Genomic DNA, 16,795 nt, shown 5'->3' with positions numbered 1-16,795 from the left:
TTGTGTGAATTCAGGATTCGAATTTGCACAAAATAACTTATTATTTTATGCCTGAAGTACAAAAAACATTAAAATCCTATCACACAAACACTAACTACTTTTTCGATTTGAAAGACTAGCAAACACTATATACTTACAAATCAAGTCTGATTGATCCTTTTGAACGAATAAACAATTTGTGACAACTTCCTTTGCCATAGACATGTTCAAGTGTTGCAACATATTTATCAAGTAAATCCTGTGGTACAAAAGCCTGGATAGTTCCACCAAATCCACCACCATGAACGCGCCACGCGCCTTTACCTTTCAAAATCATTTCGCTCAATGCCAAAGCCAATGAAACAACCTGCTCGTCTTTATGAACTACGTCAAAAATATTTTGATTGTACATGTAAGAGCTATATCCTGACTCAACTACCATTTTCAGGAAAGACTGAAAATCGTTGTTTTCGAGTGCGGCAACCTGATCAACAACACGCTGATTATCGCCCTGGAAATGATAGGCACGAAGAATAGCGCGGTCGCCGGTAACTTTTCGAATTTCAGGAATTTTATCAACAATCTGTTCGAGTGTAACTTCCCGAAGAACTTTAGCACCAAGTTCAGCAGCAACTGCTTTCATTTCAGTAGGTAAAGAAGCGTACTCTGCCTGTGAAGCGGGATCATCGTGACCTCCTGCAACATCAGTAATCACCAATGCAAAACCGGTTTTAACAAAGTCGAAATCAACTTCTTTCACGATTGGTTTCGAAGGATCTTTAAAATCAATGGTGATCAAACCTCCAACAGAACACGCAGTCTGGTCCATCAAGCCACAAGGTTTTCCGAAGAAATTGTTTTCAGCCCACTGACCAATGATTCCATTCTCAACGGCATTCATTTTGCCATCGTTGAACAAATGATTAATGATAGCTCCAATAAGCACTTCGAACGATGCTGAAGAACTTAAACCAGAACCTTTAGGCACGCGTCCTTCAATGCAGGCATCAAAACCACCAATTTCATAACCCAATTGTTTCATCCGGGCACAAATACCCTTCACCAGCGAAGTAGATGTATAATATTTTGATTCATCAATAACCAATTCCGAAAGATCCACCTGAAATTCCGGATATCCGGCTGATTTGATGCGGATAACGTTGGTTCCGTTTGAAGCAGCAACTGCAACCATATCGAGGTTCACAGCGCCAGCCAATACTCTTCCATAGTTGTGGTCGGTATGATTACCACCAATTTCGGTACGTCCCGGAGAACTGAATAACGAAACATCATCAGCTCCGTAAACTTTCTTAAATTCATTCATTAAATCGGCATAGCGATCGGCCTGTTCTTTCAGAACAACTTCGTTTACACCATATAATTCCTGAAACAATGGATTTTTTCCATTGGCAATCTTCTCAATTAAAGCATTAATCTTTGCCATCGTTTTGTTGTGTTTAATTATTTATTGGTTTGTTTCTTATAATGAACATCTGATAGGTCGCGCAAACGTTGTGCGGCTTGTTCGGCGGTAATATCGCGCTGCGGAGTCGCCAACATTTCGTAGCCCACCATAAATTTCTTTACTGAAGCCGAACGCAACAATGGCGGATAAAAGTGCATGTGCAAATGCCATTCCGGATAATCGGCTCCATCAGTTGGAGCCTGGTGCAGGCCGGCAGAATAAGCAAACGAAACTTCAAAAAGGTTATCGTATTTGATCGTCAACTTTTGATAAATATCAGCTAGAGCAGTTCGTTCTTCGTCAGTTAGCTGCAAAACATTTTGAACCGCTCGCTTACTGATGATCATCGTTTCGAATGGCCAAACAGCCCAAAATGGAACCAGCGCAACAAAATGCTCATTTTCAACAACAATGCGATCTTTTTTTTCCAACTCAGCGTTCAGGTAATCAGACAAAAGGGTGTTCCCATGTTTTGCGAAATACTCTTTCTGCGTTTTCGATTCTTTTTCAGGTTCAGTTGGTACCGATGATGACGACCAGATTTGTCCGTGTGGGTGTGGGTTCGAACACCCCATAATTGCACCTTTATTTTCGAAAATCTGGACATAATTAATCATTTCATTACCAGACAACTCATCATATTCATTGCACCAAACATCAACTACTTTACGAATGTCTTCAACCTCCATTTCGGGAATGGTCAGGCTGTGATCATTACTAAAGCAAATCACTTTGCAAATACCGGTTTCGCTTTTGGCCTGAAAAAGATTGCCTTCATCAACAATTCCATAAGGGGAATCAGTTAACAAGGCACTAAAATCGTTGGTAAATACGAAAGTCCCTTTATACTGTGGATTATACTTCCCTCCTGCCCTTTCGTTTCCGGGGCATAAATAACAAGTGGGGTCATAGCTGGGACGTTGGTCTGAAACAGCTTTTTCAACCTGACCTTGCCAAGGCCTTTTAGATCGATGTGGCGAAACTAAAATCCAGTCGCCTGTTAACGGATTTAATCGCTTGTGCGGATGATCTTCGATATTAAAATTGCTCATTTAATTTATGTATTCTAGTTATTATTTTGTTGCGGGATGCGGGTTTCAAGTTACGTGTTTGTACTGCGTAACCCAAAACTCGTAACCCGAATCAGTCTTTTCTGCCTATTGCGGTTGATCACTAATCATTGTGTTACTTCTACAAATTCAATCCCTCCACAAACTGGTAGGTACTGGTTGGTAAAAATAGATCTTTTACCCTTTACCAAACGAAACGAAATTGTGTTTTCAAACATTTTAAAGCGAGTTTCTTCTGATCAGCGATGATTGATTTCTGATTTTTTCAGAACTTCTTTCCTGTATCATTCGGGCAAGTGTTTGCCCCATGAGTTGAAAATCAGTAGAAATAATTGTAATTCCACCGGCAACGACTTCTTTCAGTACGGTATCGTTAAACGAAACGATGCCTACATCCCTGCCCAGTTCAAGATTTTTTTCAGTGGCCATTTTCACCAAACGCACCAGATTACGGTCAGACGGAACAAAATAGGCTTCTCCTGATTTCATTTCCTTCGTCGATACATTTCGTATGATTTCAGATTTGAATCCCTTCTCTTTACAAAAGCGCTGAAATCCCAACATGCGTCCCTCCGGCTCTTTTCCTCCGGGGTAAATCATGATCAGGTTGTTATACTTCTGAAGTAATTCCAATCCTTCGTTCAAGGCATCGTAAACATCTTGCTCAAAATCCTGATAAACAACCGGATAATCAGACAAATCGTCTTTTAAACGATCAAGAATATAAACCTTGTCTTTTGGCAGCTTGCTGATTATGTCAGCCGAATAATCAAACGTTGCGGGCATAATTACATATGAAGTATATTTACCTGCACTTTCCGAAATCAGATCTTTAAAAACCTGATAATTAAAATGGTGAAAGTAAATATCCACTGTCGATTTGTTATCCAGACTATTCAGGAAAGAAGTGTATAAGTCTTCTTTGAAAGCATTCAGTTCGTCAAAAAGAAGGAAAATTTTTTGATCAACGTTGATCTCAATGCTATTGATGTAGTATCCTTTCCCGGGAATGGAATTGATGATTCCCTTTGCCTTTAGTTCATTAAAGGCCACCATTACCGTATCGCGCGACAGCTCAAATTCAGTACAAATTTGATTCAATGATGGTATTTTATCACCCAGTTTCAATTCGCCAATCGAAATAGCGGTATAGATGGAATTAATAATTTGTCGGTATTTGGGAACACCTAATGAATCATCAATCTGAATGTATTTCACAAGTATAGGTTTTGATTTAGTAACTGAACTCAAAAGTAAAAATATTTCACAATAAAATACACAACCAGTACCCACCAGTATGAATGAAAAAAATTAAATTTGTAAGCAGAATGAAAGTGGTCGGTGCACAAAAAACACGTAACATTTTAAAACTAAAATATCTAAACGCATGAAAATTACAAAATCGCTCTTCGGAAAAACCAACGAAGAAATTGAAGTTGACCTATTTACCTTATCAAATGACAATCAGGTAACCGTAAAAATAACCAATTACGGTGCAATTATTACTTCCATTGTTACTCCGGATAAAAACGGCGAACTTGCCAATATTGCCTGTGGTTTCGAAAAGCTTGAAAACTACCTGAGTCCGGAATACCTCGGTAGTTATCCATATTTTGGATGTGTCTGCGGACGTTGCTGCAACCGTATTGCAGGCGGAAAATTCACCCTCGAAGGCAAAAATTACGCTTTGGCAGTAAACAACGGAGCGAACCATTTGCATGGTGGATTAGTAGGTTACGACCGCCGTTTATGGACTGCTGAAACAATTGAAAATACTGATAGTGTAGGCGTGAAACTGAGTTTACTTAGTCCTCACCTGGAAGAAGGTTATCCGGGAAACGTGAAAATTAGCTGCACATATACTTTAAATAACAACAACGAACTGACTATCGAATACGGAGCAGAAACCGATCAAACCACGATTGTAAACCTAACAAATCACACTTATTTCAACCTGACTGGCGGAAAAGACCAAATCTTAAATCATGAATTGGAATTGCCTGCAAAAACCTTCACGCTCAATATCGACAGCATACCAACCGGCGAAATCCTTCCGGTAGCCGGAACACCAAACGATTTCCTTACCAAAAAGAAGATCAGTAAAGACATTGCGACTGAAGAAACCGGCTACGATCTGAATTTTGTGTTGGACAATCCTGACGGGAAGTTAGTTTATGCTGGTCGCCTAAGCGAAGCCACTTCAGGAAGAGAAGTTGAAGTTTACACCACACAACCTGGCATTCAGCTTTATACCGGCTACTGGATTCCGGAATTAACCATCGATGGACAAAAAAGATTTGGAAGTTATTCGGGTCTGGCCTTGGAAACTCAACATTACCCCGATGCCATTAACAAACCACTTTTCCCACCGGTTACCTTGGCACCGGGACAGAATTTCTACGAAAAAACGATTTACAAATTCGGCGCAAAATAACGAAAAGGGCTTCGGCCCTTTTTTTATGCGAATTGCTGAAAAATAAAATTTGTACATTTGAATTCTATACCGCAGTAAATCTATATTACTATGAGAACCATTATTGATCTTTTTGAAACCAGTGTAGCCAAATTTCCAAACAATGTTTATCTATGGGAGAAACAGAATGGAAAATTTGAAGGAACGACCTATCAGCAAACCCGCGATTTGGTTTTTCGGTTTGGCGCAGGTTTGTTGTCACTAGGTCTTCAAAAAGGCGATCGTGTTGGACTGATTTCAGAAGGACGCAATGCCTGGATTATTTCTGAACTTGGAATTTTGTATGCCGGAGGTATTAATGTCCCGCTTTCAGTAAAATTGGATTCGGGGAATGAACTTAAATTCAGGCTGGCACATTCCGGAAGCAAAATGATTATTGTTTCCGGCGGACATGCTTCAAAAGTGGAAGAAATCAGGAATAATCTTCCGGAGTTGGAAAAAGTAATTTACCTCGATGGTAAAGAAAACCCCGGAGCCAACGACATTTCATACACTCAGGTTCTCGCTTTGGGTGACGAATACCTGAAAACAAATCTGAACGATTTCGAAGCTGCTTATCAAACCATTCAGCCCGACAATATTGCCAATATTTCATACACATCGGGAACAACAGCCGATCCAAAGGGAATTATGCTTTCACACCTGAATTACGCTGCTAATGTTATTCAGTCGAATACCCTGATGGAAATTACCGAAGATTGGAAGACCCTGGCTCTACTACCATGGGATCATGCTTTTGCCCACACAGCATGCCTTTACTGCCTGATGATTAATGGTGCAAGTATTGCTGCGCTTGAAGTTGGCAAAACACCAATGGAAACGTTGAAGAATATCCCGAAAAACATTCAGGAAATAAAGCCAACCATTATGATGAGTGTTCCGGCGCTGGCCAAGAATTTCAGGAAAAGCATCGAATCCAATATCCGTCAAAAAGGCCCTACCGCTGAAAAATTATTCAATCATGCCTTGAAAATTGCATACAAATACAATGGCTACGGCTGGGATCGGGGAAAAGGTGCACGAGTAATTTACAAACCGCTATTGAGCTTTTACGATAAAATTCTTTTCTCGAAAATCCGCGAAGGGTTTGGTGGGAAGCTTCAATTGTTTATCGGTGGTGGTGCCTTGCTCGACATCGAATTGCAGCGATTTTTCTTTGCCATCGGGATGCCCATGTGTCAGGGATATGGCCTTTCAGAAGCATCTCCGGTTATTTCTTCAAACGCGTTGCACGCTATTAAATTTGGGTCGTCAGGTCGATTGGTTAAACATATGGAACTGAAAATATGCGATCTGGATGGTAACCAGCTTCCGCAGGGAGAAAAAGGAGAAATTGTGGTAAAGGGCGACAATGTGATGAAGGGTTATTGGAACAACCAGAAAGCAACTGAAGAAACCATCAAAGACGGGTGGCTCTATACAGGAGATATGGGCTACATGGATAAAGACGGCTTTCTCTATGTTCTTGGCCGGTTTAAAAGCCTGCTGATTGGCAGCGACGGAGAAAAATACAGTCCGGAAGGCATCGAAGAATCATTGGTTGACCAATCGCCATTTATCGATCAATGCATGCTCTACAATAACCAGAATGCCTATACTTCAGGAATGATAGTCCCAAACATACCTGTCCTAAACCGTGAAGTTGAAAAGCGTGGCCTCAAATCGGAAACTGTTGAAGGATTGGTTGAAGCCTTGAAAATCATTCAGCAGGAAGTTGATGCATATAAAGCAGGTGGTAAGTTCGAAAACTCATTTCCGGAGCGATGGCTTCCGGCTACCATTGCGGTTTTACCCGAAGCATTTACCGAACAAAACCATTTGCTGAACTCGACAATGAAAATGGTTCGTGGAAAAATTACGGAGTACTTTGCTAAAGAGCTTGAATTCCTGTACACGCCTGAGGCAAAAAGCATTATCAATCAACGCAATATGGATGCTTTGAAAAAGTGGCTTTAACTCTTTAGCGAATAAAGCATTTGGACAATAAAATTTCAGTACAATGAAACGCAATATACTTCTTCTGGCAATGATGTTATCCTTCGGAGCAAGTTCATTCGCTCAGAAAATTGGAGGCTTTGGAGGAGAGCTTTCAATATTAAGTATTAAACCGAATTATCGTTCATGGATTTCAAAAACCACCGGGTTTGAGGTGTTTGGTGGAATATCCTCAGAGTTGAACGATTTCAACCCCAATGATGCAGAAGCAGGGTTTAAATTTTTGCATGCGCTCATCTATGAGCGAACCCAACGCACCTACATTGGCGTGGTTGGAAAATGGAAATGGGTTAATGTGAATGATTCATATCATAGAACCAGCCTGCCCATTCCTGGAATATTGATTGGCAAAGAATGGTACAGTAAACGTATAAAACGCAAAGGGTTTGCCGTTGAACTTGGATACCAGTTTGGTACAAAAGATTATAAAGTATATGATTCAGCAACTGTCAGTCCGGGAACTTATCAGTTCGACGAATTTCCACTTATTCTCAACTTAAGGTATTCGTTTTATACGAAAAGATGAAGTCAGATCTGCTTGATTAAGCAGGATAATCATTGGTTGATTATTCGTTTTGCCAGCGAATTATCCAGTAAAATCAATTGTTGTGCGGCGAGTTTAGCCACCAAAGTTGCACCTTCAACTTTCAGGTGGGTGTCGTCTTTTCTGCCTTCAGGAAATCTATCGGTTGGCGGAGTCCAGAGGTAAATTTGTTTTGAAGCTTCGTCGCCAAGTACAGTTACAGCCCCTGCAGTGAGTAATTGCAAATCGATCATCGGAACATTCATTTCAGTAGCAACTTGCCGAACAGCCACAGGATAATTGCCGTGCGTATCGGTCAAAAAGCCATTTTCAAATTTGCGGCGGACAATGGGAGTAAACAGAATCGGAGTCGCTCCTTTTTCGCGTGTTTCGCTTACAAAACGCTCCAGATTCTTGCGGTAACTGGTAAATGGCTCAGTGTATCGGGTCGAATCCTTAATCTTCTCGTCGTTGTGCCCAAACTGGATAAACACATAATCGCCTGATTGAAGCGAATCGAGCACCGATTTCCAGCGGCCTTCAGTTATAAAACTTTTTGTACTCCGACCATTTATCGCCCTGTTTTTAACGTCCACACTTTGATCGACAAATGCTGAAAAAACCTGGCACCAGCCGGTTTCAGGAGCAACTTCCGCCTTTTTATTGGCCATCGTTGAATCACCGATAGTCCAAACTGTAATCTGATTCCCTGAACTGATTTGAGCCAGAGCTGTTTCTATAGTAATAGCGAACAGAAACAAAACTAAAACTGAGGTGTTTTTTATTATCCTTTTCATCAAGAGCTTATTTTACAAGTTGAACTGCATTTTTCGGTACGTCTTCACCAATCACAATTTGTTGAATCGGATTAGTCAAACCTGAATTTTTCAGAACCATATTTCCTGATGTTGAACCAGTCACCTGAATCAAAGGAAATACATTTGATTGCGTATGGAGACCATCAACACTCACGTCTTTGCAATTTTTGAACTCTGCAACAGGCGCTTTTTTTGTAATGAGCGTCAGGTTTTTAACTGTTACAGCTTTGGCATCAGCGCAGACCATTCCGGACTCGGCTTCCATCCTGATATTTTCAAGTTCTACATTTTCTAAATTCATTTCGGGCAACCCCTGCAACTGAATGCCGAGCATGGCGCCTTTACAATTTACATTCCGGATAAAAATATTTTTGAACTGAGGTGTTTCTTCGGTTACCGGCAACAATTTCACGACTGAGCCAGCTTCCCCGGCCTCCAAATCTTCAGAGGCAGAACGTCCGCTATAGAAAAGGTTGAACGAAATGGCCTGCGTGGGAATATTCATCATTTCAACATTCGATATGTAAATATTCTCGACCACTCCTCCCCTGCCCCGATTGCTTTTAAAACGTAAACCAACATCGGTTCCAATAAACGTACAGTTTGAAACATGCAGATTTTTTACACCGCTTGACATTTCGCTACCAACAGTAACACCACCATGTCCATGAAAAACGATACAGTTTTTTACGATCAGGTTTTCGTTTGGTATTTTACGGTCACGACCTTCTTTATCCTTGCCCGATTTGATGCAAATACCATCGTCGCCAACATCAAAAGTACAATCGTGAATAATGCTGTTTTTGCACGATTCAATATCAATTCCATCGCCATTTTGCGAAAACCAGGGATTACGAACTGTCGTATTGCGAAGTGTAAAATCTTCGCACATCAGCGGATGAATACACCATGCCGGCGAATTTTGGAAAGTCGGTCCATCAATCAGCACTTTCTTGCATGAAATCAGGCTAACCATAACCGGACGAAGAAAATCACGAATATTTTCAAATTCAGCTTTGGTCTTCAGGTTCCGGGGAACATTCATCTCGGCTTGCTTTTCGCCATCGCGAAACTGCTGCGACGGATACCAGGTCTTTCCGTTTTCACTGACCAAACCTCCCGAGGAAATCAACTTCTTCCACTGACTTTCAGTTAGCTTTTCTTTTTTAACTGAACGCCAGGCTTCTCCTGAACCATCGAAAATTCCGTTACCAGTTAAAGCGATATTCTCCAAATTACGTCCATTGATGGGCGACATGCAACGAAAAGTATTAAAGCCTTCAAAATTGGTATCAACCAAAGGATATAAACTTTTATCGGTACTGAAAACAACCAAAGCACCTGATTCTGTATACAATTCGATGTTACTTTTCAGGGTAATAGGACCTGTCAACCACATTCCACGCGGAATAATCACTTTACCACCACCTTTTATTGAAACGGCACTAATAGCATCACAAATAGCCTGAGTGCACAGTTCCTGGCCACCACTTTTTGCCCCAAAATCGGTAATTAAAACTGAATTTGCCGGAATAACCGGTTCCTGAACACGAGGCATCTCAAACTCAATACCTGCATACAAATCAGGCTGTTGATCAGTTATCTCTACTGGCTGTGAAAAGGCACAAGCTGCATAAAAAATAGCAGTAACCGTCGTGATTGTTGTCTTTAATACATTCATATCTTAATTCTTAAATTGTTACGAGTTGCGGGATGCGAATTGCATCCCATAACCGGTAACTTTTTCACTATAACACATTATTAAAATTTCTCAATGCTCCCTTCGATACGCTTCGCTACTCAGGGAGCGGACTTCCGTCTATGGTCTTCCGTTTTCCGACTTCGGTCTTTCTTATTTCTCCACCCTGAACCAGTCGATATCAACAGATCCGGCATCGTTAATGATGCCTTCGCGCAAGGCATAAAGCCCAACTTTAGCGCCAATCCATTTGCCTTCTCGAGCTTTGAATGAGTTTCCCAACGAAGTAAATGAAACGCCATCGGTACTGTAACTGAAACTGCATTCAGCACCTTTTTTCACTGTTACCCGAAAATAAACCAGATATGAATTCAGTTCAGGACCAGAAACAAGATCTTCTGTTGTTCCCTTATCAGCATTCTTACAATGAGCGACATAGAGATTTAGTTTTCCATCTTCTCGTTTTACAGTTAATCGCCCGTAGTCCAATCCCATGACAATCAGGCCAACTTCCTCTTTATCGAAACGGGCATCGAATGTCAATTTTGTTGTGGCTGTAAATTCCTCTGCGGGAAATTTCTGCAAAAGCATATTCGAAATGCCCCAAAGGTTTGTTGCTTCGGCTGGACAAGGAATACAATTCAGCCTAAAAAAGCCAAGATTACCAGATGGGAATCCCCAAGTAGTCTGATAATTGGCATGCCACTGCCACTGTAAACCCAATTCACTGCCATTAAACTCATCGCTTTCCGGTGGTGTTATCTTCGGATAGGTTTTGCCAACATTTGGCCTTTTGTAAGTACGAACTGGCTCGCCGCAGCCATCGCCGTCGGCATCAACGCCAATTACCGGCCAGTCGTTCTCCCATTTCATCGGATTGAGGTGAAGTACTCTTCCGTACGCACCCAAATCCTGAAAATTCAGGAACCAGTTTTCGCCGGCATTGGTATCAACCCAAGCGCCCTGATGCGGCCCGTTGATGTCTGTTTTGCCCTGAGCCATAACGATTTTATCTTCGTATGGGCCAAAAATATTTTTCGAGCGCATAACCATTTGCCAGCCAGTTGGAACACCTCCAGCCGGTGCAAAAATGTAATACCAACCGTTTCGTTTGTAAATTTTAGGCCCCTCAATCGTCGGGTGTTTCTGATGTCCGTCGATGAGCATCACGCTGTTGCCAATCAGCTTACTTCCTTCAGCATTCATTCGGTTAATCAGAATCACGCTTTTCACACCCGCACGACTTCCGGCGAAAGCATAAACCAGATAAGCTTTTCCATCAGTATCCCAAAGTGGCGAAGGATCAATCAGCCCTTTCCCTGCCTGGACAAGCAAAGGCTCTGACCATGGCCCCTTGGGATTTGTAGCTTTCACCATATATACACCAAAATCAGGATCAGGATAATAAATGTAAAACTGATTGTTGTGGTATCTGATGCACGGCGCCCAAACGCCTCCGCCATGCTGAACTTTATCGAACACATCAAAAGGCGGTTGTTTTTCAAGTGCATGGCCTATTAGTTCCCAATTGACCAAATCTCTGGAATGAAGGATTGGCAATCCCGGAACGCAATTAAACGAGGAGGCCACCAAATAATAATCATCGCCCACCCGAATGGCATCCGGATCGGAATAATCGGCATACAAAACCGGATTGGTATAGGTTCCATTGCCATTATCTGAAACCCAGGATTTGGAAATTTCGCTCGTTTTTTGTGCGAAAGACAGATTGGCAAACGTAAAAAGGAATGCAGCAAGATAAACGTAATGCTTCATATAATTCTTTACTAATCAATATTGTACCACTTTTTACCAGATGAAATTTCCCAGCCAAGTGGCGTAAAAATATTTTCTTTGTTAAACTTCAAGGCTTCCTCCTTGTTTAATTTTATCGACCATCCAACACGTTTTTCGGTGTTAGCGCCTGCTCCTGAATTGTTATATTCAGCGAATTGTGCTGTTTTTTCATTTTCTGTTTTCGACCAATTGTCCCAGCCTTCAGGAATGATAAACGAGCCCATTTCACAATTCAGGAATGCAACTTTGGCAAAACTTCGCCACGGACGACCCAGAAATACATTGTCGACTCCTGAAGCAGCCGTGATTTTGCAATTCAGAAACACGAAGCCGAAAGGTTTTCCTTCGGTAGTGCTGGCTGCTGTCAGGAACGAATTGGCTTTGCAATGAAGCGAACATTGTTCAAAAACAGCGGTAGCCTCACCGAAAATAAAATCGGTAGTCCCTTCGATGTAACAATTGTAAAAATACTGACGGCTATACTTTCCGGCAGCATAAACAGTATCCTGATTGCCTAAAAACCTGCAATTGCGAAATACACAGCGGTCGCCCTCAACGTGCAGGGTTAGCGCCTGGCCAACCGGACCAGCCGAATTTTCAACTGTAATATTTTCCAGCACAAAGTCGCTGGCATCAACCTTTAACGTAGACGTGTAGAAAGTACTGTTCCGTCCTCGGTCTATTTTATCGAAGTAATCGCCAAAAGAAATGATGGTCTTATCAACACTTTCGCCAATGATTGAAATTTGCGTATTGCCCGACAGAACAGCTACTTTCTCAGTATAAATTCCATTTTTTACATGAATAGTTATCCGTTGGTCGGGAAAAATTTTGCAGGCATCGAGAGCTTTCTGTATGGACGTGTAATCTCCGCTACCATCAAGAGCAACCACATAATCATACTTTTCGGCCGAGAAAGTCCACATCGAAATCAGCAAGCAAACAATAGTTAATTTAAAAATCTTCATTTGTTTATTTTTTGAATAGTGTTTTTAAAGCCTCAATCCCATGAATGGCATTTGTGGGTAAACGTTCTCCATTTTCTCCAAATACCAGCATCTCCGTTTTGGGTTCAACAGTCGATTTTGATTCATCGACCAAGCCAGATGACATTTTTACGGCGTCGAAATTCAGAGCAAATTGTCTGGCTAAAAACTCATAAACAGCCTGACGTTTGGATGGACCGTAATCATGCCCTTCTTTTACCAGATGGACGTTTTCAACCAATTCGGGTTTTCCAAATAAGGAATATACTTTTTTCAGGTACGGAAATTCAATTTCAGGAACATTGGCCGTCCAGTCACCTCCATCAGAAACAACCAACATAGGACGTGGTGCGGCCATAGCGGCAATTTCCACATTATTGGTACCCCACTCACCACACGAATGAATCGGCATTCCGCTCTCGCAAGGACAGCCACCAAAAAACCACGACAAAACCATCACGACCGGAGCGCTCACAGCAATTCTCGGATCGAGTGCAGTCATTAGAAATGTTTGTGTTCCGCCGCCGGAAGCTCCAGTCATACCAATTCGCTTGGTGTCGACGTAAGGCAACGAACTCAGGAAATCGAGTATCCGGATGCTGTTTAAGGTCTGCATGGTTGGCGCCAGAATGGTTCGGTGATCGTCGAATGCGAACTGGAGGCTTTCTTCGCCTTTGGCAAACATGTCGTAGCTAAAAACTACTGCACCCATACGTGCCAAAGTAGCGCTCAATAATTGCGAGCTTTCGCCGTAATGCTGAATTTCGCCATGTCCTTGTGCAACCATCACAGCAGGAAAAGGGCCTTTACCCTTGATAGGCCTATATAAGGTTCCGCTCACAAATACTCCGGGAAGGCTTTCGATGGCAACGTTTTCGGCAGTATATCCATTGAGCTGGCGTTTATGTGCATAAATCGGATCCGAATTAACTTTTGCCGGAAGCGGAGACAATCCCAGTGTTGAAAGTATACATTGCTGCAATACAGCTTTGCGCTTCCACCAATCCGGAAGTGTGGGATACAAAGAAAGCAAACGGTTCAGGTGTTTTTGCCCTTCTTCAACCGACCGGCGGTGATACTGAAAATCCTCAATTTTATAAGTGTCATCTCCACTTTTTGACCAAACCAAATCTAACGGCCCCAAAACAGCCTGCAAAGTTGGTTCTATATCGTCTTTAAAGCGCCATTGCGCATAATTTACCGAACGGTTGGCAACTAACTTTTCGTCAAAATTGAGTTTGACATGAAACCGGTTTTCAACCTGAATCAAAACCTCTTTCAATGGTTTCCGGTAATTTTCTTCAACGGTTTGGGCAAATAAACCAGTTGTAATCAGCAGAATAAAAATTACAAAAATGGGTCTCATCGGATAAAAGTTTATATGTTTAGAATTTCCTGCAATCATTCATTCTTCAGGATTAAAACCCAATCCTCAAATCATTCTGTGGGTTTTCAACATTTTATGAATCAATGCTGAATCTCCGGAAACATTAACTGCCTTACCTACCATTTTTTGAACGGAATTTGAAAAACAATTCCAGTTTATAAGTAGACAAATTAGCAACAAGCACAAATTGTTCATTGAATGTATATGTATAGTTACTTGGGCTGGTTTATAATTTATTGATTGTACTTCTTCCCATTTATTATCAGGTTATTGAAGTGAATATCTTTGGTCTGACCAGTTATTGAATTTCCACTAGTTACACCATTAAAAGTGCAGTTACTGACATTGATATTATACACATTGGTTTGTTCTTTCAACGCATCGATAAAAACTCCATTCCGGCTTTTTTGGCAGTTAACATCTTCCATATAAATATTTCGTACGGTTGGAAGAAATCCCCTTTCGCCGATTTCATTGGGTTCGTAAAGTAGATTGATATGAAGAACGGCTTCTTTGCACTGACCTACCTCAACTTTACGCACATAAATATTCTCGATTATACCACCGCGACAGGTGTTTGTTTTAATGCGAATTACACGGTCTAATAAAGGACTATCCATTTTGCAATTTTCGACAAAAAGATTTTTGTAACCACCTGTGATTTCGCTACCTACCACAACTCCGCCATGTCCATTTTTCATTTCACAATTCCGGACAATAATATTTTGACTTGGTTTCGACCACAAACGGCCATCGTTATTTCGTCCTGACTTGATAGCTATACAATCGTCGCCTGTATGGAAGAAACAATTCTCAATCAATACGTTGGTACACGATTCCGGATCACAGCCATCACCGTTCGGACCATCATTTTCGATGTGTACGCCGCGCACAGTCACATTATCGCACAAAAGCGGATGTATGACCCAAAAAGGTGAACGCAGCAATTTAACACCTTCAATCAATACATTTTCACACAGGTATAAATTAATCAATTGTGGCCTCATTCCGTCTTCCTTCTTTAGTATTCTTTGGGCAAACGGAACTTTATCGACAGCCCATTGCTGTAATTTGGGGCGACCAACCCGTTGCGAAATATCGCCTGCTTTCCAACCAAAAGATGGTGCGCCACATTTCTTCCACCAATTCTCGTTTTTTGCAGCGCCATCAATTGTTCCTTTTCCGGTGATGGCTATATTTTTCTCGCCATAGGCATAAATCAGGGGTTGTAGGTTGTAACAATCGAGCCCTTCCCAACGAGTTAAAACGGTCGGGAAATAGTCGGCATCGGTAGTAAATAAAAGGACAGCTCCTTCGCTCAGGTATAAGTTTACATCGCTTTTAAGCCTGATGGGCGCGGTATGCCAAATGCCTTCCGGAACGATAACTCTGCCACCTCCATTTAGACTACAGGTTGCAATGGCGCGATCGATTGATTCGTTATTGAGGATAGTCGAATCATTTGCCACAGCTCCAAAATCGCAAATATTGTAATCCTGATTTTTAAAAACAGGAGCGCTGATATTTTTTAGAATTTGGGGGTATATTTCACGCCATGCGGGTTCAGCGTTCTGGGCAAAAATCGAAATCACAAAAAATGTCAGGAAAACAACCGGAATAAATTTTTTCATCATTCAACTAATTAATTCAATTTTATTACTGATTATCAGGCATAATATCAATTCCACTTGAAAGCAAAATATGAACATGGTGCATTACCAGCATTGCGCATTCCATGCAACAATTCAGAATTTATAAAATAAAAATCACCAGCGTCAGCTTTGTATTCCTTGCCGTCAATAGTCATTTCGGTTTCACCTGATATAACCAAAATTATTTCGGTTTCTGAATGGGAATGCGATGTATGACTTGGGCCCTTTTTATTTAACTGAGTAACATGCATTTCAAACCGTTCGCACATAGCGGTGGCTCTGTCGAAATAAGCACGGCTTCCTCCTTTTTCAGTCGATTTGAATACCAATGAGTCAGCATTTAGCATCATCGATCCTCCTCCAGTCCTACCACGTTCAAGATTTGCGGGTTTTGTAGATTTATACTGCATCACATAATAAGTAAGCGGGCCATCACCAATATTTTCGAAAGACTGCATTTGTTGTGGCATGATTAAAAGAACACTACCCGCACCAAGAACTTTAGTCTTACCATCAATAGTGGCTTTCATAGTGCCCTCTTTTACAATAACCAATTCTTCCCGCTCTTTATTGATGTGGGCAGGACTTGGTTTTGCGCCCTTATACTGTGTCGTTGCATGAATTCTCAAATAGTCTAAATTGGGAGCTGTTCCTTCAAGGAAAACCCCAGACTCTCTGTCTCCATTGACCTTTACAGAGCGATCTGCCCATCGGTAAACTCCCGGCAGAACAGGTAGCAATTGAGCAAAAGAAAAACTGCAAAGAGAAACAAAGAGAAAACTCATCAATAGTTTTCTGTAGTCCAAATAACTGAAATAAACACAATACTTTATCTTCATGCCTCTAAATTAATCAAACATATAATGTCACAAAATTTTATCAAAGGCTAAAAACCAAATAAAGGCACTGGGACGCTTCCGTTTATTCCACAAAAGCTTCCAGTGCCCTTAA

At 41.4% G+C, this 16,795-nt stretch carries 13 protein-coding genes; 3 read left to right on the top strand and 10 right to left on the bottom strand.

The features are described 5' to 3' along the window. Positions 1–133 precede the first annotated feature (133 nt). The 3 genes from AQPE_RS19470 to AQPE_RS19460 all read right to left on the bottom strand — a co-directional run bounded on the left by AQPE_RS19470 (position 134) and on the right by AQPE_RS19460 (position 3,732). The gene (locus tag AQPE_RS19470; RefSeq protein ID WP_318348166.1) at positions 134–1,423 is read right to left on the bottom strand and encodes a galactokinase; all 1,290 of its coding nucleotides are present in this window, start codon (positions 1,421–1,423) and stop codon (positions 134–136) included. Between the two features lie 17 nt (positions 1,424–1,440). Then, on the bottom strand, positions 1,441–2,496 hold the full coding sequence (locus AQPE_RS19465; RefSeq protein ID WP_318348165.1) for a UDP-glucose--hexose-1-phosphate uridylyltransferase: 1,056 nt from the start codon (positions 2,494–2,496) through the stop codon (positions 1,441–1,443). Between the two features lie 237 nt (positions 2,497–2,733). Further along, a complete protein-coding gene (locus AQPE_RS19460) occupies positions 2,734–3,732 on the bottom strand; it encodes a GntR family transcriptional regulator (RefSeq protein ID WP_318348164.1) in 999 nt (332 codons plus the stop codon). A 169-nt stretch (positions 3,733–3,901) separates the two neighbouring features. On the opposite strand from AQPE_RS19460, the gene AQPE_RS19455 reads away from it, so the two are divergent. From AQPE_RS19455 to AQPE_RS19445, 3 genes are all read left to right on the top strand, one after another. Then, a complete protein-coding gene (locus AQPE_RS19455) occupies positions 3,902–4,948 on the top strand; it encodes an aldose epimerase family protein (RefSeq protein WP_318348163.1) in 1,047 nt (348 codons plus the stop codon). A gap of 90 nt (positions 4,949–5,038) precedes the next feature. After that, positions 5,039–6,943: an AMP-dependent synthetase/ligase gene (locus AQPE_RS19450; protein ID WP_318348162.1), complete on the top strand. Its 1,905-nt coding sequence runs from the start codon at positions 5,039–5,041 to the stop codon at positions 6,941–6,943. A gap of 43 nt (positions 6,944–6,986) precedes the next feature. Then, on the top strand, positions 6,987–7,508 hold the full coding sequence (locus AQPE_RS19445; protein WP_318348161.1) for a hypothetical protein: 522 nt from the start codon (positions 6,987–6,989) through the stop codon (positions 7,506–7,508). A 29-nt stretch (positions 7,509–7,537) separates the two neighbouring features. Here AQPE_RS19445 and AQPE_RS19440 read toward each other — a convergent pair whose 3' ends face one another. The 7 genes from AQPE_RS19440 to AQPE_RS19410 form a co-directional block, all read right to left on the bottom strand. Further along, a complete protein-coding gene (locus AQPE_RS19440) occupies positions 7,538–8,302 on the bottom strand; it encodes a rhamnogalacturonan acetylesterase (RefSeq protein WP_318348160.1) in 765 nt (254 codons plus the stop codon). A 7-nt stretch (positions 8,303–8,309) separates the two neighbouring features. Then, complete coding sequence (locus AQPE_RS19435; protein ID WP_318348159.1) at positions 8,310–10,004, bottom strand: glycoside hydrolase family 28 protein; 1,695 nt, start codon at positions 10,002–10,004, stop codon at positions 8,310–8,312. 171 nt (positions 10,005–10,175) lie between these two features. Continuing rightward, the gene (locus AQPE_RS19430; RefSeq protein ID WP_318348158.1) at positions 10,176–11,798 is read right to left on the bottom strand and encodes a glycoside hydrolase family 43 protein; all 1,623 of its coding nucleotides are present in this window, start codon (positions 11,796–11,798) and stop codon (positions 10,176–10,178) included. 11 nt (positions 11,799–11,809) lie between these two features. Then, positions 11,810–12,787, bottom strand: coding sequence for a pectinesterase family protein (locus AQPE_RS19425; RefSeq protein WP_318348157.1), 978 nt, complete (start codon positions 12,785–12,787; stop codon positions 11,810–11,812). 4 nt (positions 12,788–12,791) lie between these two features. Beyond that, positions 12,792–14,171, bottom strand: a complete 1,380-nt coding sequence (locus AQPE_RS19420; RefSeq protein ID WP_318348156.1) for an alpha/beta hydrolase family protein — start codon at positions 14,169–14,171, stop codon at positions 12,792–12,794. Between the two features lie 254 nt (positions 14,172–14,425). Beyond that, complete coding sequence (locus AQPE_RS19415; RefSeq protein WP_318348155.1) at positions 14,426–15,826, bottom strand: glycoside hydrolase family 28 protein; 1,401 nt, start codon at positions 15,824–15,826, stop codon at positions 14,426–14,428. 44 nt (positions 15,827–15,870) lie between these two features. Next, the gene (locus tag AQPE_RS19410; RefSeq protein ID WP_318348154.1) at positions 15,871–16,629 is read right to left on the bottom strand and encodes a cupin domain-containing protein; all 759 of its coding nucleotides are present in this window, start codon (positions 16,627–16,629) and stop codon (positions 15,871–15,873) included. Positions 16,630–16,795 lie beyond the last annotated feature (166 nt).

Origin of the sequence: Aquipluma nitroreducens (genome assembly GCF_009689585.1) — a bacterium.
In the GTDB taxonomy this organism is placed as follows: Bacteria; Bacteroidota; Bacteroidia; order Bacteroidales; family Prolixibacteraceae; genus Aquipluma; species Aquipluma nitroreducens.
This window is presented reverse-complemented; position numbering and strand designations above follow the sequence as displayed.

Excerpts from the sequence above, each read along its gene's own strand:
- AQPE_RS19470 (WP_318348166.1), bottom strand. The coding sequence starts at position 1,423 with ATGGCAAAGATTAATGCTTTAATTGAGAAGATTGCCAATGGAAAAAAT.
- AQPE_RS19465 (WP_318348165.1), bottom strand. The coding sequence starts at position 2,496 with ATGAGCAATTTTAATATCGAAGATCATCCGCACAAGCGATTAAATCCG.
- AQPE_RS19455 (WP_318348163.1), top strand. The coding sequence starts at position 3,902 with ATGAAAATTACAAAATCGCTCTTCGGAAAAACCAACGAAGAAATTGAA.
- AQPE_RS19450 (WP_318348162.1), top strand. The coding sequence starts at position 5,039 with ATGAGAACCATTATTGATCTTTTTGAAACCAGTGTAGCCAAATTTCCA.
- AQPE_RS19445 (WP_318348161.1), top strand. The coding sequence starts at position 6,987 with ATGAAACGCAATATACTTCTTCTGGCAATGATGTTATCCTTCGGAGCA.
- AQPE_RS19440 (WP_318348160.1), bottom strand. The coding sequence starts at position 8,302 with ATGAAAAGGATAATAAAAAACACCTCAGTTTTAGTTTTGTTTCTGTTC.
- AQPE_RS19435 (WP_318348159.1), bottom strand. The coding sequence starts at position 10,004 with ATGAATGTATTAAAGACAACAATCACGACGGTTACTGCTATTTTTTAT.
- AQPE_RS19430 (WP_318348158.1), bottom strand. The coding sequence starts at position 11,798 with ATGAAGCATTACGTTTATCTTGCTGCATTCCTTTTTACGTTTGCCAAT.
- AQPE_RS19425 (WP_318348157.1), bottom strand. The coding sequence starts at position 12,787 with ATGAAGATTTTTAAATTAACTATTGTTTGCTTGCTGATTTCGATGTGG.
- AQPE_RS19420 (WP_318348156.1), bottom strand. The coding sequence starts at position 14,171 with ATGAGACCCATTTTTGTAATTTTTATTCTGCTGATTACAACTGGTTTA.
- AQPE_RS19415 (WP_318348155.1), bottom strand. The coding sequence starts at position 15,826 with ATGATGAAAAAATTTATTCCGGTTGTTTTCCTGACATTTTTTGTGATT.
- AQPE_RS19410 (WP_318348154.1), bottom strand. The coding sequence starts at position 16,629 with ATGAGTTTTCTCTTTGTTTCTCTTTGCAGTTTTTCTTTTGCTCAATTG.